This window comes from Peptoniphilaceae bacterium AMB_02 (assembly GCA_036321625.1).
Classification (GTDB): domain Bacteria; phylum Bacillota; class Clostridia; order Tissierellales; family Peptoniphilaceae; genus Microaceticoccus; species Microaceticoccus formicicus.
Window position 1 is genome coordinate 1,289,582 of sequence record CP143259.1, and the last position, 23,476, is coordinate 1,313,057.

Below are 23,476 nucleotides of genomic sequence, written 5' to 3' on the forward strand. Positions count from 1 at the left end.
TAATCAACCCTCCGACCCTATTTTATCTATCCCACTATTATCTGGCTTTTTCTTAGTCTTTCGCCTGTCTGCAGGTTTCTCTGCGTCCTTAGGGATAACCCAGACATCACTAAGCTTAAATGCTCCTTCAATCCTGCCTTCCTCACAAAGTAGTTGAACTCTCCGTCTTGATATATTCCACTTCTCAGCTACTTCCTTGGCTGATAAATAATCCATATAAACACCTCCAATTAAAGAAGTCCTTTTATGATATTATATTCCACCGTACGAATGATATCAAGTATAACGATTTACTTTATAACTACTTCAAAACAAAAGTGCTGTCATAACATTCTTACTCCATTCTAACCCAATACGGTAAACCACCGTTTCAGCTTTTATATTACATGAAAATAAAGTGGTTTTTTATTATCCCACTAATATCAATATAACTCTATCATTCTAACTAATCTCTATATAGTTAGGTTGTCATTTTGATAAGTCTAGACTTTTCTTTTTTACCATTCTAGAATTATCAAAATCACCATTCTTGACTTGTCCTTTTGACAAGTCTGAAAGAATAAATACAAAAATCAGCAAAGTTTTTATCCTTGCTGATTCTCACTTTTGTCTTTATTTTCTTGTGTCTCCACTAACTAGGTCAACCACCACTGAAACATTAAAATACTTTTTCAGTACCTTTTTCTTAAAATTATGCTCATCTTCTATGAATTCAAAATGGTCATGAAAGAGCTTGAATCTCAGGATTTCTACGAAATTTCCCTTTGTAGTAACGCTATAGTCTCCACATGCCTCGAGTCGACACTATGGATAAAAAGACAACTTTTACGTTTTCGCAAACATATCATAGGCTTTTTTAGCTTTTTCTTCGTATTTGCAAACATATCATAGGGGTTTTTATACTAGTACGTATTAAGAAACATATCGAATATTTCAATATTTCTATGTAATACACACTCTGAAACTATTCCGCTTAATCTTTAACCTTTCTATATTTTCCATAGAAAAATACCAATCAATACAAGTAGATGCTTATATATTTTTACTGTTTATATACTGTTCATTTGCCTTTAGCAACTTCTTATAGTATTCATCATAGCTTTTGCTAAATTTTCTAATAAGTGGAATTGCTATTTCATAATATTCATTTTCTTTCATAAAGATTTTCATCTTATCCTGAATCTGCTTCATCATGCTATTTTGATACTCTTCACTGTTTTTATAGCTTTCATATTGAGAAATTACATCCTCATTATCTTTTATCCACTTTTCTGGATTCTCAATGGCATCGATTTTAGCCTGATTTACATCCTTTAAGGTTTTCATATCATAGGGTGAGCTAATCTTCTCAATGTATTTTTTCTCTTCTTCAGTTAATTCAAACGAAGGAAGCCTATCAAGATAATCTATATATTTATAAAAGGAATTCTTTCCATCATTATTCTAATGGCTCATTTAAAAATGGTTGGTAAGCAGCAAATATCATTTGTCCGAAATATCCTGGAAAAGCATTTTCTAGTTTTTCATAGATAGTTTCTTCCGCATCAAGCGATGAAACCTTCTCATTAATTAGTTCATTACTTTCACCTTTAACAATCATTTCTAGTATTACTTTCCTTTTTTTATCAAGTTCTAATTGACATTGCTTTTTTCTTAAGACAGAAGACAAAGTATCCCCTCCTGAATTTATACACTGTTCAATATCTGATATACTCATTCCTAATTTTCTAAATATAGATACCTTTTTCAAAATTTCCAAATCCTTAGTACTATAGTCTCTATAACCATTATCAGATTTCTGAGGATTTATAAGTCCCTTATCCTCATAATATTCTATTGCCTTCCTAGTTAATCCCGTTATTTTTTGAATTTCACTTCTTAACATGGTTATCCACCTCCTTTGATTAAAGGATAACACTGTCCCCAACGGGCAGGTCAAAACCTATATATTAAATAAAATTTTACTTATACTTTTTCTAAGCTTATATATCTTCATTTATTGAAAACTTCACTAATTACCTCTTTAATACTCCTCGTCTACAAAAAAATCTCCTGCTCCATCATACATAGGAGTCGTCGATACTCCATTCGGTCCTAATGTAATTAAATAATTAACACCTGTTTTAACGTCTACAACAGTGTATAGTGTAACCAATCCTACATGGTCGTCTGACTTTTTTATAAATCTTTTTTCTTCTTCTCTTTTATTTCCAAACATTATTTCTTTCCTCCAAAAATCTAATTTGTAATATCTTTCTCCACTACTTGGTGCTACAACCTTTTCATAATATTAATAATATATATAAGTATTTGAAATATTTTTCACCTACTATATATATAATTTTTCATACTTATATTATACACAAAAAAGACCCTACCTGCTCATAGAGTCTTTAATCTATTTAACTTCAATTTTTATCCCTGACTTAAATTCAACTAGGATTGTATCTCCATTTATCTCAATACTTTCGATTAGTTTTCTTACTAGAACATCATCAAACCTATCAATCCTAATTTCTTTTTCTTCAAGAAATTCTTTCATCTCTTTTAGTCTTTCTTTTAAGTTTTCATTTTCTGCCTCTTTAAGCATTATTTCACTTTTTTCGCCTCTTAATTCTTCTAACCTTAATGCTAAATCTGTATAATCTTCCTTTGCATTTGCTTTTTTCAATACTTCCTTTTGAATGTCTAGCATCTTTTGATCAAGCTTTATTATCTCATTACCTGATTTTTTTATTAAGGCTTTTTCAATATTACTTTTTATAATTCTCTTTATCTGTTCTTTTCCATCAATTATTTTATTAATTGCTTCTAGCACTTTTTCTTGAATTAATTCTTCAGATAAAGTTTCTGCATCACATGTATGAGGTCCTTCTTCTATTCTTGTTAAGCATCTCCAGACTGGTACTTTTACTCCCCTATTTGTATACACTACACGTCTATAAATTTCTCCACATTTCCCGCATTTTATTAGACTTGATAGTGCATACTTGCTGCTATAAATTCTTTTCTTATTACTACCTTCATTAATATTTGCCCTTCTAGTTAATTCTTCTTGGACTTTCATAAAAATATTTTTTGGAATAATTGCCTCATGACTATCTTGTACATAGTACTGAGGTACAATTCCGTCATTTTTTACCCTTGTCTTATTTAGAAAGTCTACGGTATAAGACTTTTGAAGAAGAGCATCTCCCATATATTTTTCATTTGTGAGAATTCGTCTTACACTTGATGGAATCCATTTTTTTCTTCCAGCACCTGTAAGAATATTATCTTTTTCAAGACCTTTTGCAATATCTCTTAAACTTGATCCTTCTAAAAATTCTAATTTATCCTACTCCTTCACTCCATCCATACCGTTGACACGACCTACCAAAATATCCAAAGTGTTGCTACGACCTTTCCTAAATATTCATAGTGTTGCTACAAGCAAGTATTTAGAAGATATTTATGACCACTAATTTCATAGTTTTCAAACTCAAAAATTGAATCTAAAAATCATAAACCTATTGATTTCAAGCCTTTTAGAACTACTTTACTCGCCTTCCCTTGTCATCAATACTAGAGCCTCAACGTGTGATACCTAGTCTATTTCAAGAACAAGTCCAAGAACAGCTACAAGCATTGATTCTTCCAGCCTTTTCACGGAGTTGCAACTTATTTGACATCTAATCTGCTGTTTCTCCTAATTAGGCTATTTAAGTTTTACTGCTAAAAGTAAGCCGAGTTTATTTATGAATGTAAATTCTGCTCATATCCGATTCCCCATCTCCTTGAGCCATGCACAGATATTCCCAGCCGTATCTTTCATAAAAATTCGTATGGTCTGTCAACAGATAAATTGGAGAAATCCTTTTTTCTTTATTATCAGCGACTACAAAGTCGAGAAGCTTTCCCGCTATTCCTTTGCCTCTATATTGTTCCTCGGTATAAACTGCACAGACATTTGGAGTTAAGTCTTTTCTATCATGGAAATCATTCTCGATGACTCCCGCTCCAGCAATGATTTTTTCTCCATCCAAACATAAGTACCACTCCTGGATAGGATCTTCGTTTAATGCTGCTTCCATGCTGTCAAGATACGCTTCAAGCGGCACACCCCATTTCTCATGGAACCATTTTGCCGCTTTCTCCTTTATTTCAGGCTTTTCTGTTAATTTCACAATTCTGTATTCGTTCATGATAGACCTCCTCATTGAGATTCCTTATTTCTTCTTTGAACTATATTTCTTACTACTTCGCCGCGTTCCATCATCGTCAGTTACAATATTGCTTCTTTTTTTCTTTTCTTCCTGAACAGCCCTATACTCACTCTCCGTTATAATCGGCGTATGACATTCTTTCATCTGAAATTCGTATTCATGTGTTGCAGAGTCCAAAAGCGAGACTGTACCCGTGTACTTCTCATTTTCAAGCATTTTCTCTATCGCTCGCTTATTCCATTGTTCCTTACCGGCAGGAGACGGAATGCCAGCTTCTGACAACTTCTTAATAATGCCAAGCACGCTGGCGCCATCAAGATACCATCTGAAAATGTCCCGCACAACCTTAGCCAGTTCATTGTCAATTACAAGTTCGCCATTTTCATTTTTTGCATAACCGTACAGCTTTCGCTTGTATAATCCAGATGTTCCATTTGCTGCTTTCATGGCAAGTCCCATGCGGATATTTTCGCTTCGACTCTCATTTTCAGCCTGAGCAAAAGATTCCATCACCGAAATCATTAGATTGCTGTCAACCTCATCGGTATCTAGATCCTCCTGTTCAAATATTACTCTGACTCCTGCTGCCTTCAATCTGTTAAGTGCAGAAAGTGTCTCAACGGTATCCCTGCCAAACCTGCTAATGCTTTTTGTCAGAACGACAGAGATGTTGTGAACTTCACATTCTCGGAGCAGTCTTTCAAATTCACGTCGAGGAATTTCTCCCTTCGCTGATGCGATATCGATGAATACATCTGCCAGTCTCCATTGACCGATATTCGCAACCGCTCTTGTCAAAGCAGAAATCTGTGCTACAAGGCTATAAAGCTGTTCTTTTTCATTTGTACTGACCCTGCAATATATTCCAACCTTCTTTTCCAAACGGTCATTCTTTGCCGGGATATACCAAATCTTTGAATCCATCAGCTCACCTCCACATCATTAATTAGCTTAATCATATCGCAATTTTGTTCTAATGATAAGTAGGCAATTTATGTTTGCTAAATGAGCGAAAACACAATATATTGCTTGCGCACTTTTGCAAATCACTATATATTGCGTGACATCAATACCACGCACTCAACGTGAAGTTTTTAGGCTATTTCACACTTTTCAAAAATACAGTAAAAATGCTATGTTTATGCTGGTTTGATATCCATCCTGTCCTCTCGCCAAATGATTCTAAATTAGGCTATTTTCGATTCTTACTTCTTTGAACTGTATTTTTTACTTTTTCTTTGGACTCCTTCTTCGCTTTTTGTAACATTACTCCGATGCTGTTTTTCAATCTGCACCGCTTGGAAAGTTTCCTTTGAAACTATTACAGGATTGTTATTCTCTGCCCGATAATATGAATCGTGTTTTCCATTATCCAGTAACCGAACGGTACCCGTATATTTTTCATTGCTGAGCATTACGTCAATTGTTCTCTTAGGCCAAGTCGTCTTTCCGGTAGGGGACTTGATTCCCAATCGTTCCAGTTCCTTTGCGATACCTAAAACACTCTTACCCTGAAGATAGAGGTTATATATTAAACGAACATTTTTTGCCTCTGACTCATTAATAACCAGATTACCATCTCTATCATTGTTATACCCATAGCATTTTCTGTTATATAACTTCGAAGTACCTTGTGCCGCATGTTGTTTGATGCCCCATTTAATATTGTCGCTGCGTGATTCATTCTCTGCCTGAGCAATTGACTCTATAATTGAAATCATAAGGTCGTTATCTGTATCTGCTGTATCAAGTACTTCCTGTTCAAATATGACCCGAACGCCGAGCACCCTAAGCTGATTCAACGCATCAAAAATCTCTACTGTGTCTCGACCAAATCTGCTGATGCTCTTGGTTAGAATAATTTCTATATCACGAGATTTACAGTCCTACAGCATACGAGAAAACTCTTTGCGGGAAGAACCTGTCTTGCTTGAAGCAATATCTATATACACATCTACTAACAACCATTTGGGATTAGCTGCTGTCAATCTTGTTAGCGCCGATACTTGGGCTGTAAGACTTTTTAACTGATCAGCACTGCTTGTGCTCACACGACAATAGATACCGACTCGCTTTTCTCGTTTCGGAGGTATTGGTGGGATAAAATGTATGGTTTTATTATCAGCCATGATAAAACCTCCGTAATTTCAAGTTTATTATTAAACTAAATCCACTGTATAAATGCTGTTTTGTCTTCACTATTGTAACCTGCTTGCCTGTAAAAATTTAACGTACTTTCTTTCTTGGAACCGGTAAGCAACATTAATTTATAACAATTCTTTTTCAATGCAATTTCTTTTGCATAGTTTAGACATTTTGTTGCAAAGCCTTTTCCTCTATATGCTTCGTCCGTAACAACATTTTCCACTAAAGCATATGCCTGCTGGTTATGTGTAAGGTTAGGGATTATCACACATACACACGAAGATATAATCTTCCCACCTTCTTCTGCAACTATAATATGGTGGTCTTTATCATTAATAATTCGATTCCAAAGTTCCATAATCTCAGGAGTTTTTTCAGATATAGGATTATTATGTAACTGTGTATACAATTTCATCAAACCATCAAAATCATCTTTAATTACTTCTCGTACCATATACTCCTCCACAAATCTAAATTTATCGAACTGCTGCTAATATCCCTATTAATATTAGTCTATTTTCTCTTTACCATTATGGCTAATCAACATATAAGCATATTTCGGACAAGTTAGTTAGCCTATCTGCAACCTTTTAACACCAACATTCAGCCTGACCACACAACCTCACCAAAAGCCGAAAAAACATCTAACCCGACCACTCGCGAAGGGTGACATCTAACCTGACCACTCGCGGGGCACTGACATCTAAACCGCTCTGTCACAAGGAAATTTGCTTGTTTCGACCTGTTCCCACGAAGCAAAAATCACGCAATTTCTGAGCAGTGATTTTCGACCACAAAACCCCGAAAAGCCCTTATATCAAGCACTTTTACACTTTTACTTATCAACCTTTGACATCAATACCAGACACTCAACGTGTTTCGTAAAAGGAAACATATCTACTGGTTGAACTTCATCTATTCTATACTTGGAAACTAATACATCCAAATCTCTTACTAGTGTGTCGGGATTGCAAGAAACATAGATGATTTTTTCAGGAGACATTTTAAGTAAAGCATCCAAGAACTCCCTGGTAGACCCTGCTCTTGGAGGATCCATTATAACTTTGTCAAAATGCTCATTTATATTTTCCATTATATACTCTGTAGCGTCAGCGTTTATAAAATTTATATTCTCTTTACTATTTATCTTTTTATTAATATTAGCGTCTCTAACGGCTTTTTCATTATTTTCTACACCAATAACTTCTCTAACATATTTAGATACTATCATACCGATGGTTCCAATACCGCAGTAAGCATCCAGAACTCTATCACCTTCTTTAAAATCACCAAGTTCAATAACCTTTTTATATAGGAATTCAGTTTGTACTGAATTCACCTGATAGAAAGAACTCGGTGAGATTTTAAACTTTAGACCCAATAGAGTATCATATATAAATCCCGGTCCATAGATGGTTTCATACTTCCCTTCCAGTACTACAGACGATTTTCGTTTATTGTAATTGACTACTATGGTGGTGATTTCCGGATGTTTTTTTACAAGTAACTTTACAAAATTCTTCTTCCCTGTAAAATATGTATTTGCAAGTACTAAAATAACCATAACTTCCTTCGAATTATGACCTCTCCTTATGAGTACATGCCGAAGCAGTCCTATCTCATTATCTTCATCATAAGGTTCCATTTTATATCTTTTAGCAATTTGCAGAATGGTTTTAAAAATCCTTTGAGATACTTCATTCTCTATTAAACAATCCTCGACTTCCACGATTTTATGTGATTTCTTAGCATAAATACCAGCCAGAACATCGTTTTTACCCTTCTTTTGATACGTCCTCAAAGATTTATTCCTATAGTAATAAGGATTTTCCATAGAAATAATCTCTTTAGGGATAAATCTGTCTTTAAAAATGTTCTTTATATAATCATCTTTATATTCATTTTGTTCGGCTGTACTTTCGTGCGAAAAGTCACAGCCTCCACATATATCAAAAATTTTACATTTCATAATTACTCTCCACCTCTAAATCATACTAAAAATCATCAATGTATATCCCACTATATTTATTAGTGAATGCAGCATAATGGATGCCCAAACATTTTTATTCTTTACATAAAACATGGTAAGAACTGTTGCAGGGACTAAATAGTAGAAAAACTCCGGTGCTCTTACTATATGGATCCAATCAAATAATACTATTGAAACCACTATCGACAATATGTACAAATACACATTCTTAGATTCTTTAATCATAGCATATCTAAAAGTCATCTCTTCAATGATAGGAGTGAAAATGCATCCTTGAATTACTGCTAAAAAAGTCGGAATGGCCGAGATTTGCTCTTTCACGTTTTCACTATTCTCCGGCAATATATTTAAATTCCATTTTGTTACTATCAATACTAAAATAGAACCAATTATAAGATTTAATCCAAGCCAGAATAATAAACTCATATAGTAATTTTTATCTCTGAGTTTAGCCTGTAGAAATTTTTGTAATTCTACAATCAATTCCTTTTTAAACAAAATTAATACCACAATGAAAAGCAGTAGATAAACTAAAAAAGATGCCCAACTATCTGAAACAATCGGAGCTATAAGTTCCCATAAGCCAAAGTTAATCAAGTAAAAAAGAGCTATTAGGATAATATCTTTTTTTCTAAATGACAAAAAATTCATTCGATACTCTCCAGTCATAATTATATTTGGTTTTATTGTCTATCAATAATTTCATTTATTTGTTTATTGTAGCCTACGATGTATTCTATAAACCACATTTTTTGAAATATCACAGTATGCCTTTTGCTTATATACAGATTATAACATTTAATCATAAAACCGAGTAGGTATTATCAATTTACTTTCTCATATGTACGATATGTAGTTTATCTCCGGATGTTTAAATTCAATTAAACAATTTTTCATGTATTAGTTATAAAGGTCTACTAACCTATTTTGCTTAGTAGACCCTTTTCATTTATATTACCAGATATGATTTATTGAGTATTAAGTTACCCTGTCTCCATTACATTAGTTTGGTATTGTAAATATTCTCTTATTTCAAACTTTAGCTCATAAAGTTTTTCTAGTCATCAAAGGTTTTTTTATCCATACACGAATTATCCCTTTTTATTCATTAATTTTATTCCGATTATAGCGGATAACAGTGAAACTAATAACATGCATATAATAGGAATCATTTCTAATTGTCCGTTAATAACCGAGTTTCGAAGATAGTATAAGGGAGATATACGTGCGACAACCTTCATCCAGTTCGCCATATGTTCAACCGGGAATAGAGTTCCCGAAAACAAACTCAAAGGAAATACAATCCCTGTTGATAAAGTCCATACATATCCTTCATTCTTAATTAAAGCTGATAATAAAATATAAAAGCCTGTAGAAATAAATAGTGTCGTTGTAAATATAATACCAAGAGATGGAATGCTAGTTTTACCTAAATCAAATCCTGCCAATTTATAAAAACCAAGTATCAATAAATTTGCTAACTCATAAACAAAAATTATTGCTAAACTCTTACCTAAGATATATGAATTAAGTTTTGTTTTGGAATTCTTTACTCTTATCAGTATCCTATTCTCTTTTTCTCCAATTAATAAAGTTGCAAGTAATCCCGCTGCAGTTAGTAGTTTAAATAGTATTACCCCTATTGAATAACTAACTTTGGGTTTTTCAACAAAATGCTCGTTCTGCATACTGTTATTCTCTATAAATGGTATAAGAGAATTATTTGGTATGCTGCTATAATACTTTTCAATTTCTCCGTTACCGTCAGTCTTGATAACCAGTGTTCCTTGTGAAAGACCAAGAAAATAATCTTTTTCAGATTCTTCAAGCTTAATCATCTTGACTTTAGATAATCTGGGAGCTTTTTCTCCAATATAACCCACTACAGGAACATCTGAGTATGCAAGTGTAATACTGATGAGCAAAATCATCAATATTGGCATGATAACCATCGAAACGATAAAACCTTTTGTGTTTCTCAAGATCCTGAAAGTGAACTTAAATGATTGAACCATTTCTGATCCTCCTTCCTATCATAGAAATACATGCTCTTAGAAATATTGAGATAAATGCTATCCATATCAGAAAATCATTTCCCCAATTAAGATTAATCAAATCTTTGAATATTAACTTATTTGCCATAGTTAAAGGAGATAAGTACATTAGAACATTAGCATACTTAGTATTTGCTAAAACTGAAGTCAAGCTTAAAGCTCCACCAAAGAATCCCATCATCATAACCATCATTAAAATTGTATTAGACAAAATTGCTCTGTTTTTAACTATAATACCTATAAACAATCCCAAAACAATACTAATTATAGGCATACATAAAAACATACAGGTAGATTTTATCGGAAACTTAATATTGAATAGTATCCAGAATCCAAGCATATTAAATGCAATTATAATAATAGCAAAAATATAATGCACAATAAACTTCGTAAATATAAAACTCACTTTGTTTACTACCCTATCCCAAATATGAAGTCTTCTTTCTTCAAAGATACTGAGACCTGCCAGAATTGCATACATCATTAACATAAAATTCAATTCACTGACTGCAAACTGTAGTTTCGATTCTAATATCAACGCATTATATAAAACAATTTCTTTCGTAGAGTTTAATACCTCTGTAGTCTTCGTAAATTGTGATAAATAATTCTTTGTACCTTCACTCATAATGAAAGTAAGAAAAAGTGGTAAAATCATTATGATGAAATAAGCCGGATTTTTTAAAATACCCTTTATTTCTTTCCTAAACATATTATTCACCACCTTTATTTAAAACCTTCATAAACACATCATACAAATCAGATTTTGTATCTTCTTCATTAGATATGCTCTCTATTAGTTTTCGTGTTTCTCCCTCTAAAATGAGTTTCCCCTTATCCAGAAAAATAATTTTATCACATAGGTACTCAACTTCCTCTAAATAATGGGATGTGTATATTATATTTAACCCATTATTTTTAAAATCTCTAAGGTATTCCAATATTTCTTTTCTTGAAATAGGATCAATACCAACGCAGACTTCATCACAAATTAATAATTTGGGATTATGAATGAGTCCTGTAATTAAGTTTAACTTACGTTTCATTCCTCCTGATAAATCACTAGCTTTAGTTGATATCTTTTCTTTTAAACCAACTGCTTCAATTAATCTTAAACTTCTGTCCCTTGCATCTTTTTTATTCATTTTATATACCGATGCAAAAAACAACATATTGTCCATCACGGAAAGTTCAGGGTAGATTGCCAGCTCTTGAGGTACATATCCTATATACCACTTACTTAAATCATAATATTTCAATTCACCTTGAAATGATAAATTCTTTGTAATGCAATTAATTAGCGTACTTTTCCCCGCTCCATTGACTCCCAGTATTCCATATACATTACCATCTTCAAATTTATATGAAAAATCTGTAAGTGCAAATAAATTTTTGTATTCTTTTGTTACATGACTTAACTCAATCATAATAATATCTCCTTTGTCTTTTTATTTGTTTTATAGATTTTATTAAAGCAATATTTCCAATAGTCGAAATGATTAAAACTACGTATTCTTATCAAGCTTTTAAAATTCGTCTTCAACAATATGTTTAAACATTAATTCCATTTTGTTTTGAAACAGCTATAAGAAAAGATGACACTGATAGTTAGTTATATCTAACCTTATAATATATTTATTCCCCTTTCCAAACAATTTCAATAACAAGTTTACTCTTTACCGGCAAATATATTACTTAAAAATTGTATTTTCTATATCTTTTAAGATTCATCATTTTCTATTAAAGCACTGTCTTCCATTGCACAAACTCTATTATAAATATCTTTGAGGTATCCTACCCCATATTTAATATTACTCTTATTACATTATTTTAATGAATAACATTAACAATATATTCATTGAAATAATTATACTTCTTTCAAAAAACAAAGTCAATGAATATATCTTGTTTTATATTCATTGACTTTACCAATGATAGTTGATAGTATATTTATATAAGTTTTAATTGGAGGTTAAGATGCCTGTTAGTTTTACAAAAGAAGAAAGAGATATTTTAAGAGATAAATTTTACGAAAAAGGATATGATTTACTAAAAACATTTGGGTATAAAAAGTTAAAAGTCTCTGATATTGCATCTACTGTTGGTATTGGAACTGGAACATTCTATAACTTTTTTAAGAGTAAAGACGATTTTATCATATGGTTAATAAGTAAAATAAAACAAAAGTCTTTAAATCAATTCTTAACACTTTCGGAGAATTACGAGGATGGAATCCCTATGAAAGCCATGGAACAATATCTGTTTGATACTATATCCAACTATAATATTTATAGATGCCTCACCCAAGATGATTATGATATATTACAAAAAAAATATGGATTGCTTGATGACAGGAAAGAAAAAATAGTAGAAAATGGTAAATTCATTATGGAGAAACTTGCTACTTCAAAACCCTTTGAAAATTTTCTTTTATTTTCTGAAGCTTATACAATTATAATTATAGGAACTTCTGACTTAAATAAATTAGATTCAAAATACACTGACGAAGTGATTAAGAATTTAATCCATTCTGCATGTCAGTTTTTATATTAAAAATAACAAACACGAAATTCGTCCTACTTAGTAAATTGAAACTGTATTGTGGCCAATGACTTAGCCTCCATCTGACGAGGGAGGTGAGTCCCTAAGCGACTCGGAGGGAGAGAAATCAAAAAAAGCGATATCTGTTCATCGCTACAATAGAAATCTATACTCTTATATCTTTTCTTAAATTAAGTTTCTTACAAAGTATTTTCAAGAATAAAGAAATTGCTAATAATAAGACTCCATTAAGATGAAGCCGGAAATTATAAAACAAAATAGGAATCTCCAAGTGCTAAGACAAGAAATTGTTAAATCTCTTATAATTAAGTTGTTTCTATTACATAAGTAACAAAATAAATTAAAATCCTAACAGTTACAATGTATACCTACACTTGTATATTTGTTTGAAATATATCTGCTTTTACTGATAGTTAGCCGAGAACATATAATATATGAGACAGAGTCATTTTATTTAAGAACATTAGAAACGACAGTTCTTGATCTAATGTGTTAACTATAACTAGTAATTAAAATATGTTATTTACATTTTTTATAATTTATTTGAACTATGTGATCAATCTATAACCAGTTTAATGACTAAATATAGTACTAAAAAACTTCAGGCAGTTCGTACTGCCTGAAGTAACAAGTTTATGATTTAGTTGGTTAACAACATCATTTAAAGAAAAATTCTTAATTTTCTTGATTATAATTCCTTTTCTTTAAAATAACCTACAACTAATACAACAATATTTATAACACAAATAATCATCAATTTGATATCGATTGTGTTAAATGCAGGGTTTCTTCTACTGAGAATATTAACAAACATTACAAGATATAACCATGCAAGGTAGATATAGTATTTATTATTTAGCTTAAAAGTATTTATGAAAATCATAAAGATTAAAACTGTTAGTAGAAGTACGAATACAATTGCATAATAAAATATTGCAATATGATGCTCCGACATACTTTCAAAAGAATATAGGAAGAAATTTATCATATTCAATAAATATGCCATTATGATAATGGATATAGTTATAAATACAGCATTTTTATAGACATTTTTCATTTTACAAAGCTCCCTATTTTAAAGATTAATGGTCGATATATTCTAAGATAATCACTCGTTAAATAATCTATTTCTAATTCTTAGTTCTTAAATCATGTTTTTTAGTCCATTTACATTATTTAGACATATTATTAGTCCATTATATTTGGTTCAATTAATTTTATAAAAGACACTGTATCTAATTTACTATAAACATTTTTAATCTTTTCTGATAAATTATATACATATTATATATTATAGTATTCTTTAAGCATTTTTGCCAGTTTTTAAACTCTTTCAATACACCTGTTACAGGTTAAATTTTATCGGAAATCATGTGAGCAATTGAATAAATAACTAAGTCCACTAAATTAGCTTTATTATTGACTAACTTATTCGGATTGATTTTATTGTATTAATAAAAAAAGACTTTCCACATGGCTTGAGTAGAAAGCTTGGATAACTTAAAATTTTTTCTAACTTATATTTTTCATCTTTAGTAAGTAAGCCCGCATCTCTTGTTAAAGTAGCTAGGTCACAGCTTATATAGTATATTTTTTCTGCATTTAATTTAAGCAGTCCGTATTTTGAGTTTTTGGCTAGGCCTACTCTAGCAAGGTTAGGGTCATCTCATATTGAGAAATATAATTATTTAAACCTAAAGCTTCAAGAAAATTTAGAATTGATTTCGCCTGCTTATCTATATTTAGTAAGGTAATTGTTGAAGATTCTGTATTGTTTGCTAAATCAGCCATTATACTCGTTCCTATCCCCTTTCTCCTAAATTTTTTATCTACTGCTATTTGGGCTATATCTCCTGAAAGTTTATCGATAATACCATATCCTACGATTTTATTATCTATTTCCACAACTGAATTTAAAAAAGATATTGCTGTTGAATTTATAGAATCTATAGAGTTTTGCCAAGATGGAATAAAATCCCAAAAGTCTATAACTTTCTTAAAATCCAAATTGTCCAAATGTTTGGTTTCGTATTTAATGTCTAGTTTTATATCTGTTTTATTCATTTTAAAACACTCTAACTCTCTTCTGATTTTAAAATTATTATTTTTGTAAAGTTCTAGTGCAGAGTCGTTGGTCTTTATTACTTCTAATAGATATTGTTCTGCTTTTATATTTTTTATTAACTTTTTTGTATAGGAAAATAAATTGTTAATAATTCCCTGTCTTCTATATTCTTTTAAAACTCCTGTTCCAAGATCGTAGACTGTCAATTTACCTTCAAAAATTCTAATTCCATTTAGAATAAATCCAATTAATTTGTCATCTCTAAATGCCCCTACAGAGATTTCTGATACGTAACCTCTTCTTATTAACATTTGGTTAAACTTTTCTAAAGGCATTTTCATCTTTATTTGATAGTCTGAAAATGCATCAATAAATGATTTATGAATCAACCTTATACTGGTATTTTCCAAAGTTTTAATTATATACATTATACAGTCTCCTATTTATTCAAATATTCATTTTGTAATATTGACATTTGAATAATGTCGTGCCATTTGCCATCTCGAAATACACTTTCTATAAAAATTCCTTCCTGCTTAAATCCTAGTCTCTCATACAGTTTTATGGCTCTTTCATTAAATGAAAATACCCTTAAAAATATCCTATGTAAATTCATCTCTAAAAAACCATAATCAAGCAATAACTTCATAGCCTCGGTACCGTACCCTTTTCCCCATGATTCTTTGTCACCTATATCAATGATGCATTCTGCATTTTGATTTTTATAATCTATATTGATTAAAGAAACAACACCGATAGGTTTATTATTTTCTCTTTCTATAACTAAATAACACTTCGATAGTTGAGAACCTAGGATAACTTCAGTTACAAAATTTTTCGTCTCTTCAATATTATAAACATCTAAATCAGTAGATGTATAATACATTACTTCTATATCATTTCTCCACTGGTTATAAATATCTATGTCTCCCTCTGCCATTTTTCTTAACATTAATCTTTTAGATTTAAATAACATATAGCCTCCTTTAATTTAAACTGGTGACAATAACTTCTCTAATGAAAAAATTAATATATCTATTTGTTCTTCCACTTGAGTAACATTGGTACCCAAGTTGAAAGTGTCTAATATTAATCCATTAAAAAATGAGATAATATATTGTGAGATTGATTTAGATGACATATTTGCTTTAAAATGTCCATCTTTTATTCCATCGTCGATAAATTTTTCCATTGAAGAAATTAGTCTATTGTATCTATCTAGTATAAAATGATTATTTTTATTTTTTTCTTTTCGATAGTTAGTTAAAAAATATTCAGATTTACTTAGTAAAAATCCGCTGTCATTATTTAGGATATTTCTTTGTTGAAATCTAATCCAATCCAACAACTGGTCCCAAAATAATAAGTCTTTCTTACTTTCAAAGTATTCTACATCCTTCTCATCTTCTAGCTTTAGAATTTCCTCAAATACGTGTTCAATGTTGTCAAAATAAGCATATAATCCTCCTCGCGATATTCCCGCTTCTAGAATTATATCTTGCATAGTTGAATTTACAAATCCCTTTTTTATAAATACATTCTTTGCAGATTGAAGTATTGCGAGCTTTCTATTTCTTTTATATTGTTCATTTACTCTAGGGGACATATTTTACGCTCCTTATATTATAATAAATAAAATAGACACTAGTGTCGTTTTTATTATTATAAACGATACTAGTGTCTAAATCAATATTTTTATTGGCTCTATAATTTATAGTATTGTTGAAGAAATATTGGTTTCTTTGCTGGCATTATTTTCTTTTAAATAAATAAAGACATAGTGACCAATTTCCTTTATAATTTAATCACCACAACCAAAAATAAGGAGGCCACTATGTCTATAAGTTATTATATCTTAAATTTATTAGATTTAAAAGATGAAAATATCGAGAATTTTGAAAAGGTCGAGAAGATTAAAAAGAAGAATATCACTTACAATTTGATTTTTGGAAGGCTTACCTATAATGCTTCTGTTTGTCCCGTTTGTGGTAATGTGCATAGCCCAAGCATTATTAAACACGGCACTAAGTCTTCTGACATTAAACTTCTTCCTTTTAACGGCGAACCTACTTTCTAGAGACTTAAAAAGCAGAGATTTTATGTAAGGAATGTAATTCTAATACCAAAAGATACATTAAATGTAAAAAATATCAGACAGCTGACGCTGCCTGACGTTAATAGTTTGTCATTAATTTATATACCAACACTATTTAACAAATAACTATCTTTTATTAATGTTATTTGCATTGTTTTTTTCATTTATCAAGCGTAGGCAAGCCTGGTACGGAGATTCAGAATCATTCGGGACAACATCTGGTAAAGTTCCAAATTCTACATTACTTGAACCATCTTCATTTATTCCATATCCCATTCTATAAAAAAAGACTAATCCCGAATGAGGCAAAGCTGTCATCATTGGTGTTCCGCCATTGTATCCATCTCCGCCTGTTTGATAGCCCACTAAAGTTGCAAATCCAGTGCGTTTTGCAAACTGTGCGAATGCTTCTATGGAAGAAAAAGTATTAGAATCTATCAAAAGATAAATATCTCCTGAAAACGTCTTTTTCTCAAAAAGTGGTTGGACACTTATTTCACTTTCTACATAGCCACCAAATTGCTGTGCATCTTCAATATTTAAATTTGGATATTCTTTGAAATTTATTTCCTCAATAACTTCATCACCCAAGTTCTGATAATAGTTTTTTACCCAGTCATCATTTTTTATAAAGACTTTAGTATGGAAAGTCTTAACCTCATCTATATTTGGAGATACAATATTATTCATCCAATAAAAATCTCCGCTATCATTTGCATGACATCTAATAATCAAGTCTTTATAGCCTTCTCTTTCAAGTTTTTTTAAATAATTCAATAAATATTGCGAATCTCTTTTTATATTTTTCACAGAAGGATAAAACACTTCAAGAAAGGCTGTTGTTTCATCAATAGTATCAGTTTTAATGTTTGAACTTATATTCCACGATAAAATCCTTTGAAAAATATGTATTGGCATTCCTTTTCTCATATATCCATAACTTTCCAAGGCTTGCTCATTCTCAAGAGCTTGACGTTGGTATGTTAAATTGTAATCTTCCAGAAGTTCGTCATCTATATCTAACACATATTTAAGCCTGAAAAATGTATTTGCATCAAAAACTATTAAATGTCCAATATAATTCATTTCTTTTATTGCTTCATTAATTATTTGATAGAATAATTTAACATCAATCGAGCTTCTGTCTTCAATTTTTTTTCGATATATTCTTTTAACCTCTCCAATATCAATCCCTAGTTTTCTTTCTGCTACACCAAAATATGGATACCTGGCCTCTAATGTCTCCCATAAAAAATCATAATCTTCAAGGGCTTTTTCTTTTGTAAATTCTCTCACTGTCGGTGGTGGATTTAAATGCTTGTATATCGGTATTAGTAGATTAAAATAAAAATATAGGCAATAAAAATCAAAAAAACCATCGTAAATATTTTCTTTAGTTTTGCTTTGATACCTATCTCCCCTTTACATTTATACTTTTATGATAAAGAATATATATTCTAATTATAGTATTCTTTAAGCATTTTTGCCAGTTTTCTAAACTCTTCAAATACATGTGTTACAGGTTTAATTTTATGTGTATACTAAACATTTATATATATATGCAAGACATAGAGGGCGACCAAACGGTCGCCCTCGCAATTTCTTTGATATATGAAACGGGAATAAATCTTACACATTATTTATTTATCATGGTTTCCGACCCATCTTTTTCGGTTATATAGATTGTAGATGGCAGTTTATCAAGACTGTCACCTATAATAAAGAGTGAGCCTCCATCAGAAAGATTGTATTTATAAACATAACGCCCACTTCCAATATCTTCGTGCGGAAACTGATCAAAATCTTCCCACGATAATTTATCAGTTCCTTTGATCTCTCCAATGACGGCAATATATGTTCTAGATAGTGTATTCATAAAAACCATCGTTCCGAATATTAATACAATTAAGACTGTCACTAACAGAAACCATCTCAGTTTTATCCTCTTGTTCATCGCTCTTCCCCTCTTTCCGATTTCGTAATGACATAATTGTTCTACTTTCTACACTTTACTACATTCTCTCCAGCCTTGCTATCGCCTCGATGTGCCCTGTCCATGGGAATAAATCAAAGGGTACTACTTCTCCAATTCCCCATCCACTTTCTTGAAAGCGAGATAAGTCTCTTATGAGAGTTACTGGATCACAGCTGACGTAGACGACTTTTTCTACTTTTGATTCGGTAAGTGCATGGATTAATTTTTCATCGAGTCCAGCTCTGGGTGGGTCGACAAATACACCTTTGGGATTATACTTTTTTAAAATTTCATCGGGGCGTTCTTCGGCTTTTTCTGCAAAAAATCGTGTGTTTGTCATTCCGTTTAATTTTGCGTTTTCCTTTGCCCTTTGGATGGCTTCTTTTTGAATTTCAATACCAATTACATTGGCACCACGTTTCGCTGCTTGTAACGCGATCGATCCAACACCGCAGTATAAGTCTAGAATCGTTTCATTTTCTTGGATATCCATTTTTTCTATAGCTTCTGTAAACAGTTCTTCTGAAATTAGTATTTTTTCTTCTATATTTTTCATTTTCTGTTTTCCTTTCTTTCTGTTTTTAGGCAAAGAAAAAAACAGTAAACCTTTTTTGATTTACTGTTTTTCACTTATTACATTATTTAATTGTCATATAAATTTATAGCAGGAATATAATCTAAATAATTATCTTTTAATTTTTGAATTCATACCAATATCACTCCTCAATAGGAGGGTACTTGCACTTACCATCATAAGGAAATTCTAATGTATCAGCTAAGGATTCTAGGCGATAATTTTTAGCCTGGGTGGTGAAGAGCTTAAAGTAGAGGCTGTCCCTTCGTTTCATGAGGTTCTCATGACTGTCAAAGGCTTCCATCTGTCCCTGATTGATCAGGAGGATGCGGTCACAGAACACGGAGGAGGACATGCGGTGGCTGATGTAGATGGCGGTTTTATCCTTGACCAGGTTGTTGAACTGCTCATAGATTTCCGCCTCCGCCAGGGGATCTAAGGCGCTGGTGGGCTCATCGAGAATGACCAGGTCCGCCTTTTTATAGAGGGCTCGAACGATGGCCACCTTCTGCAGCTGTCCACCGGAGATCTCCACCCCTTCCTCATGGAAACTCTTGCCTAGGTAAGTATCTAAGCCATGGGGCAATTCCTTGAGCTTCTCGGCCAAGCCAACCTGGCGAAAGAGCTCCTCCGCTTCCTGACGCTTGGACTGATTTTGATAATCTTCTCCCAGAATGTTTTCCGCCAGGGTGAAGTTCAGCATCTGGAAATCCTGGAAGATGGCGGAGATTCGATTCATGTAGCTGCTATAGTCATAGTCCTCGATGTTGTGCCCATTGATGAGGATCTCCCCTTCCGTCACGGGGAAGAATCGGCAGATTAGTTTGATCAGGGTACTCTTGCCGGCGCCGTTGAGACCCACCACGGAAATCTTTTCCCCGGCATTGATTTCAAAGGATAAATTCTTTAAAATCATCGCCTCTGTCTTGGGGTAGGCAAAGCTGACGTTCCTAAACTCCAGCTTCTCAAATTCCCCTAGGGGCAGGCTGCCGCTCTGGCGATCCTCCGGCAGAGCCAGGAAGGTTTCAATGGGCTCGATGAAGTGGATCTGGTTGCTGATGTCCAGGATGTTCTCCAGACCCGCTTTGAAATGGGTGGAGAAATTCACGGCCGATCCCGTATACAGGCTGAAATCACCCATGGAGATGAGGGATCCTGCCACTTGGCCCAACACCCGGGCACCGGCATAGAGGATGATGCCGCCGCTGATGAAGTAGTTGATAAGGTGGGACAAGCTGGTATAGATCCCCTGAAGGCCGTTCATTTTGATGAAGTCATGCATCATGGTGCGGTTATAAACCAGGATGTTGCCCGCGAGCATATTGGACATGTCGTATAGTCGCACGTCCTTTTGGGTGACTATTTCATGCACCGTGGACATGTAGTAATTGAGCTTGCGGTTGATGGGCAGGATGGATTCTAAGGTGGTTCGGAAGAGCTGAGCCTGCCGGATGACCAAAAGGCTGATGAAGATTTGCAGGACGAAGGCACCCACCAAAAGGAGGGGGTTTAAGCGGAAGAGCAAGAGGGATAAGCCGATTAAGATGAAGCCATGCTGCAGAATGCCAGTGATGTTGTTCATCAGGCGATCCACCGCTCCTATGTTCATGCCCATCATGGCCGCTTCCTTCATTTCCAGATAGTCCGGATCCTCCAGGTAGTGGTAAGGTAGGCTCATCATCTTTTCGGAGAAGAGCCGTTGGACTAGGAGGTTGACCCGCTCATTGCCTAGGGTCACCCCTCGCCTCACGGCGTTTTCCAACAGCCGCAAGAGACCCAGAGCAACCACGATGACCCCTAAGACCAGGAGTAACCTCTCCACCGGCCATTGATTGTGCACGCCGTCAATGAGCACCTTGGGGATATACAGAGCCACCAGGGTTCTTAAGGAAATCAGTAGGGTTTGCCCCACCACGGCTATGAGGTACAGCTTGTCCAAGCGACCCATGCGTTTTAAAAAAGACCAGACCATTTTAAACTTCTTCATTTGCGGCCTCCTTATAGTACTTGCCCTGAACCCGGAACATATTGGCATATAATCCATTCTTGGCCATGAGCTCCTCATGGGTTCCCGCCTCGGCAATATCCCGTCCGGCCAGGAGAAGAATGCGGTCACAGAATCGGGTAGAGGCTAAGCGATGGGAGATATAGAGTGCGGTCTTGTGATTAACCAAGTCATTGAACTGAGAGTAAATGGCTTGCTCCGCCAAAGCATCCAGGGCTGCGGTGGGCTCATCCATGATGACCATGTTGCCATCCTTGAAGAGGGCTCTGGCCACTGTCAGCTTCTGAGCCTCTCCGCCGGAGAGATTCAGGGCATCATCGTAGACGTGCTTATTCAGCTTCTGTTCAAGGCCTTGGGGCATCTCCAGAACTCGCTCCTTGAGTCCGGCCATATCCAGAGCTTGCCAAACGGGCTCATCCCCCTGCCCCAGCTCCTTGAGTCGCTCCTCTTCGATGATGATATTGGTCTTGACATCAAAGGGCAGTACCACCACATCCTGGAACACGCAGGAGAACATGGCGTAAAGTGCCTTTTTACTAAAGCGACTCTGGGGAATATCGTTTAAGAAAATCTCCCCTTTTTGAGGGCGGAATAAGCCGGTCAAGAGCTTGACCAAAGTGGTCTTACCGGCCCCGTTGACCCCGACTATGGCCAGCTTTTCCTCCGGCTGGATGGTGAAGCTTAAGTCCTCAAACACCGGGGTGTCCGAGCCGGGATAGGTAAAGCCGACGTTTCGGAATTCCACCTTGAGGGGGCCCACCAGAGGCTCATTGATATCCCCCAGTCCATCGCCCAAATCCGAGGCAAGAAACTTTTGAGCCGCATCCACATAGCGGGATTCCGCCTTGACCTTAGAAATATCATCCACGGTTTCGGTTAAGAGCAGGCTCAAGGTGGCCGCTGCGGATAAGAGCATGGCAAAGGTGGCCACGGGCATGCCTCGGCGGGCGCCATAGATCAAGCTGCCGTAGAGCAGCATATCGCTGATGATGCCGGCCAAAACCGCCCACAGCCCCCATTTAAACTCCTTGTTTTGATACAGCGTTATGAGATCCATAATCCGACCGATCTCCTGCTTGTAGCCCTTTTTTAAAAGATCGGCCAAAGCGAAGATGCGGATGTCCTTGCCAAAGGTGAAATCCGAGGTCTTAAAGGCATAGTGGGAGACGCGACGCTGGGCGCTTTGCTCCTTTTTGCGGCCTTCAAACCTCATTTTCTGAGCCGCATTGCGAACCCAATAGGCCACCCCCACGTGAAGCATCAGACCAAGCAACACCAAGGGCTGGTACCAGGCGATGAGACCGGTCAACAGCAGGATGGAAATCCACACCGCCGGCATTTTAAAGGCCATGTGCAGGAGATATTCATAGCCTGTGTTGTTGCTGGAGGTGCATTGTAAGGTGCTCTCCACGCCATTGAGAAAAGCTTCGTTCTCCCAATAGGGGTAGTCCATCTCCAGGAGCTTGCGATCCAGTTTAGCCATGTAGTTGAGGCGCACCAAGGAAAAACGACTCTTGGAATAGCCATCGGCCAAAGCCATCATGGAAGATGCCACCACCATGATGACAAAGTAAACCAAGGCCAGAACCAACAATTGGTTTAACCCGCTCTTCACCACCAGGGCAGAGATGATGCGCTGTTGAAACAGCACCGGAAAGTAGTTCACCACCACAGCACCCAAGGTTCCCAAAACAATACTCACCGTCAGCCAGGGATTCTCCTTGTGCATGTTCTGCAGGGCTCCCAGCCAAATTCGCCAGAGAGATTTCACCTGCTCCTTTTCTTTTAATTTCCCCATATAATCCC

General features: G+C 34.4%; 23 protein-coding genes and 3 pseudogenes. 2 read left to right on the forward strand and 24 right to left on the reverse strand.

All coding sequences use genetic code 11. The features are described 5' to 3' along the window. Nucleotides 1-3 precede the first annotated feature (3 nt). The 15 genes and pseudogenes from VZL98_06355 to VZL98_06425 all read right to left on the reverse strand — a co-directional run bounded on the left by VZL98_06355 (nucleotide 4) and on the right by VZL98_06425 (nucleotide 11,821). Nucleotides 4-216, reverse strand: coding sequence for a helix-turn-helix domain-containing protein (locus tag VZL98_06355; GenBank protein WVH62331.1), 213 nt, complete (start codon nucleotides 214-216; stop codon nucleotides 4-6). Between the two features lie 816 nt (nucleotides 217-1,032). Continuing rightward, a pseudogene (locus tag VZL98_06360) lies at nucleotides 1,033-1,885 on the reverse strand (MerR family transcriptional regulator). A gap of 138 nt (nucleotides 1,886-2,023) precedes the next feature. Continuing rightward, nucleotides 2,024-2,218, reverse strand: coding sequence for a DUF6440 family protein (locus tag VZL98_06365; protein ID WVH62332.1), 195 nt, complete (start codon nucleotides 2,216-2,218; stop codon nucleotides 2,024-2,026). A gap of 180 nt (nucleotides 2,219-2,398) precedes the next feature. Continuing rightward, nucleotides 2,399-3,067, reverse strand: a complete 669-nt coding sequence (locus tag VZL98_06370) for a zinc ribbon domain-containing protein (protein ID WVH64547.1) — start codon at nucleotides 3,065-3,067, stop codon at nucleotides 2,399-2,401. Next, a pseudogene (locus VZL98_06375) lies at nucleotides 3,050-3,316 on the reverse strand (recombinase family protein). Before VZL98_06375 ends, VZL98_06370 begins: the two are co-directional and overlap by 18 nt. Before the next feature lie 415 nt (nucleotides 3,317-3,731). Further along, nucleotides 3,732-4,184 carry a GNAT family N-acetyltransferase gene (locus VZL98_06380; protein WVH62333.1) on the reverse strand — a complete coding sequence of 151 codons (453 nt, stop codon included), beginning with the start codon at nucleotides 4,182-4,184 and terminating at the stop codon, nucleotides 3,732-3,734. 24 nt (nucleotides 4,185-4,208) lie between these two features. Then, nucleotides 4,209-5,129 (reverse strand): recombinase family protein, encoded by a 921-nt coding sequence (locus VZL98_06385; protein ID WVH62334.1) that lies wholly within the window; start codon nucleotides 5,127-5,129, stop codon nucleotides 4,209-4,211. Nucleotides 5,130-5,410: 281 nt separating this feature from the next. After that, entirely contained in the window at nucleotides 5,411-5,869 is a 459-nt protein-coding gene (locus VZL98_06390) for a recombinase family protein (GenBank protein ID WVH64548.1), read from the reverse strand. After that, nucleotides 5,843-6,334 (reverse strand): annotated as a pseudogene (locus VZL98_06395) (recombinase family protein). The gene VZL98_06390 and the pseudogene VZL98_06395 overlap by 27 nt, the downstream one beginning before the upstream one ends. Before the next feature lie 35 nt (nucleotides 6,335-6,369). Continuing rightward, nucleotides 6,370-6,804 carry a GNAT family N-acetyltransferase gene (locus VZL98_06400; GenBank protein WVH62335.1) on the reverse strand — a complete coding sequence of 145 codons (435 nt, stop codon included), beginning with the start codon at nucleotides 6,802-6,804 and terminating at the stop codon, nucleotides 6,370-6,372. A gap of 381 nt (nucleotides 6,805-7,185) precedes the next feature. Beyond that, nucleotides 7,186-8,319, reverse strand: a complete 1,134-nt coding sequence (gene rlmD, locus VZL98_06405; GenBank protein WVH62336.1) for a 23S rRNA (uracil(1939)-C(5))-methyltransferase RlmD — start codon at nucleotides 8,317-8,319, stop codon at nucleotides 7,186-7,188. A gap of 15 nt (nucleotides 8,320-8,334) precedes the next feature. Further along, nucleotides 8,335-8,991: a type II CAAX endopeptidase family protein gene (locus VZL98_06410; protein ID WVH62337.1), complete on the reverse strand. Its 657-nt coding sequence runs from the start codon at nucleotides 8,989-8,991 to the stop codon at nucleotides 8,335-8,337. 440 nt (nucleotides 8,992-9,431) lie between these two features. Continuing rightward, entirely contained in the window at nucleotides 9,432-10,355 is a 924-nt protein-coding gene (locus tag VZL98_06415; GenBank protein WVH62338.1) for an ABC transporter permease, read from the reverse strand. Next, nucleotides 10,339-11,106 carry a hypothetical protein gene (locus tag VZL98_06420; protein ID WVH62339.1) on the reverse strand — a complete coding sequence of 256 codons (768 nt, stop codon included), beginning with the start codon at nucleotides 11,104-11,106 and terminating at the stop codon, nucleotides 10,339-10,341. Before VZL98_06420 ends, VZL98_06415 begins: the two co-directional genes overlap by 17 nt. Nucleotide 11,107: 1 nt before the next feature. Then, entirely contained in the window at nucleotides 11,108-11,821 is a 714-nt protein-coding gene (locus VZL98_06425) for an ABC transporter ATP-binding protein (protein WVH62340.1), read from the reverse strand. Between the two features lie 550 nt (nucleotides 11,822-12,371). Here VZL98_06425 and VZL98_06430 point away from each other — a divergent pair. After that, nucleotides 12,372-12,947 (forward strand): TetR/AcrR family transcriptional regulator, encoded by a 576-nt coding sequence (locus VZL98_06430; GenBank protein ID WVH62341.1) that lies wholly within the window; start codon nucleotides 12,372-12,374, stop codon nucleotides 12,945-12,947. Nucleotides 12,948-13,644: 697 nt separating this feature from the next. On the opposite strand, the gene VZL98_06435 is transcribed toward VZL98_06430, so the two are convergent. The 4 genes from VZL98_06435 to VZL98_06450 all read right to left on the reverse strand — a co-directional run bounded on the left by VZL98_06435 (nucleotide 13,645) and on the right by VZL98_06450 (nucleotide 16,627). Beyond that, entirely contained in the window at nucleotides 13,645-14,013 is a 369-nt protein-coding gene (locus tag VZL98_06435; protein ID WVH62342.1) for a hypothetical protein, read from the reverse strand. A gap of 584 nt (nucleotides 14,014-14,597) precedes the next feature. Beyond that, nucleotides 14,598-15,449, reverse strand: a complete 852-nt coding sequence (locus VZL98_06440; protein WVH62343.1) for a GNAT family N-acetyltransferase — start codon at nucleotides 15,447-15,449, stop codon at nucleotides 14,598-14,600. 11 nt (nucleotides 15,450-15,460) lie between these two features. Then, complete coding sequence (locus VZL98_06445) at nucleotides 15,461-15,997, reverse strand: GNAT family protein (protein ID WVH62344.1); 537 nt, start codon at nucleotides 15,995-15,997, stop codon at nucleotides 15,461-15,463. Between the two features lie 15 nt (nucleotides 15,998-16,012). Then, the gene (locus VZL98_06450; GenBank protein WVH62345.1) at nucleotides 16,013-16,627 is read right to left on the reverse strand and encodes a TetR family transcriptional regulator; all 615 of its coding nucleotides are present in this window, start codon (nucleotides 16,625-16,627) and stop codon (nucleotides 16,013-16,015) included. A 228-nt stretch (nucleotides 16,628-16,855) separates the two neighbouring features. Between VZL98_06450 and VZL98_06455 the strand changes: the two genes are divergently transcribed. Then, nucleotides 16,856-17,098, forward strand: coding sequence for a hypothetical protein (locus VZL98_06455; protein ID WVH62346.1), 243 nt, complete (start codon nucleotides 16,856-16,858; stop codon nucleotides 17,096-17,098). A 144-nt stretch (nucleotides 17,099-17,242) separates the two neighbouring features. On the opposite strand, the gene VZL98_06460 is transcribed toward VZL98_06455, so the two are convergent. From VZL98_06460 to VZL98_06480, 5 genes are all read right to left on the reverse strand, one after another. Continuing rightward, nucleotides 17,243-18,412 (reverse strand): S41 family peptidase, encoded by a 1,170-nt coding sequence (locus VZL98_06460; protein WVH62347.1) that lies wholly within the window; start codon nucleotides 18,410-18,412, stop codon nucleotides 17,243-17,245. A gap of 340 nt (nucleotides 18,413-18,752) precedes the next feature. Next, nucleotides 18,753-19,070, reverse strand: coding sequence for a hypothetical protein (locus tag VZL98_06465; GenBank protein WVH62348.1), 318 nt, complete (start codon nucleotides 19,068-19,070; stop codon nucleotides 18,753-18,755). Between the two features lie 58 nt (nucleotides 19,071-19,128). Beyond that, nucleotides 19,129-19,680 carry a methyltransferase domain-containing protein gene (locus tag VZL98_06470; protein ID WVH62349.1) on the reverse strand — a complete coding sequence of 184 codons (552 nt, stop codon included), beginning with the start codon at nucleotides 19,678-19,680 and terminating at the stop codon, nucleotides 19,129-19,131. A 127-nt stretch (nucleotides 19,681-19,807) separates the two neighbouring features. Next, nucleotides 19,808-21,652, reverse strand: coding sequence for an ABC transporter ATP-binding protein (locus tag VZL98_06475; protein ID WVH62350.1), 1,845 nt, complete (start codon nucleotides 21,650-21,652; stop codon nucleotides 19,808-19,810). Beyond that, nucleotides 21,639-23,468, reverse strand: coding sequence for an ABC transporter ATP-binding protein (locus VZL98_06480; protein WVH62351.1), 1,830 nt, complete (start codon nucleotides 23,466-23,468; stop codon nucleotides 21,639-21,641). The genes VZL98_06475 and VZL98_06480 overlap by 14 nt, the downstream gene beginning before the upstream one ends. Nucleotides 23,469-23,476: the final 8 nt, after the last annotated feature.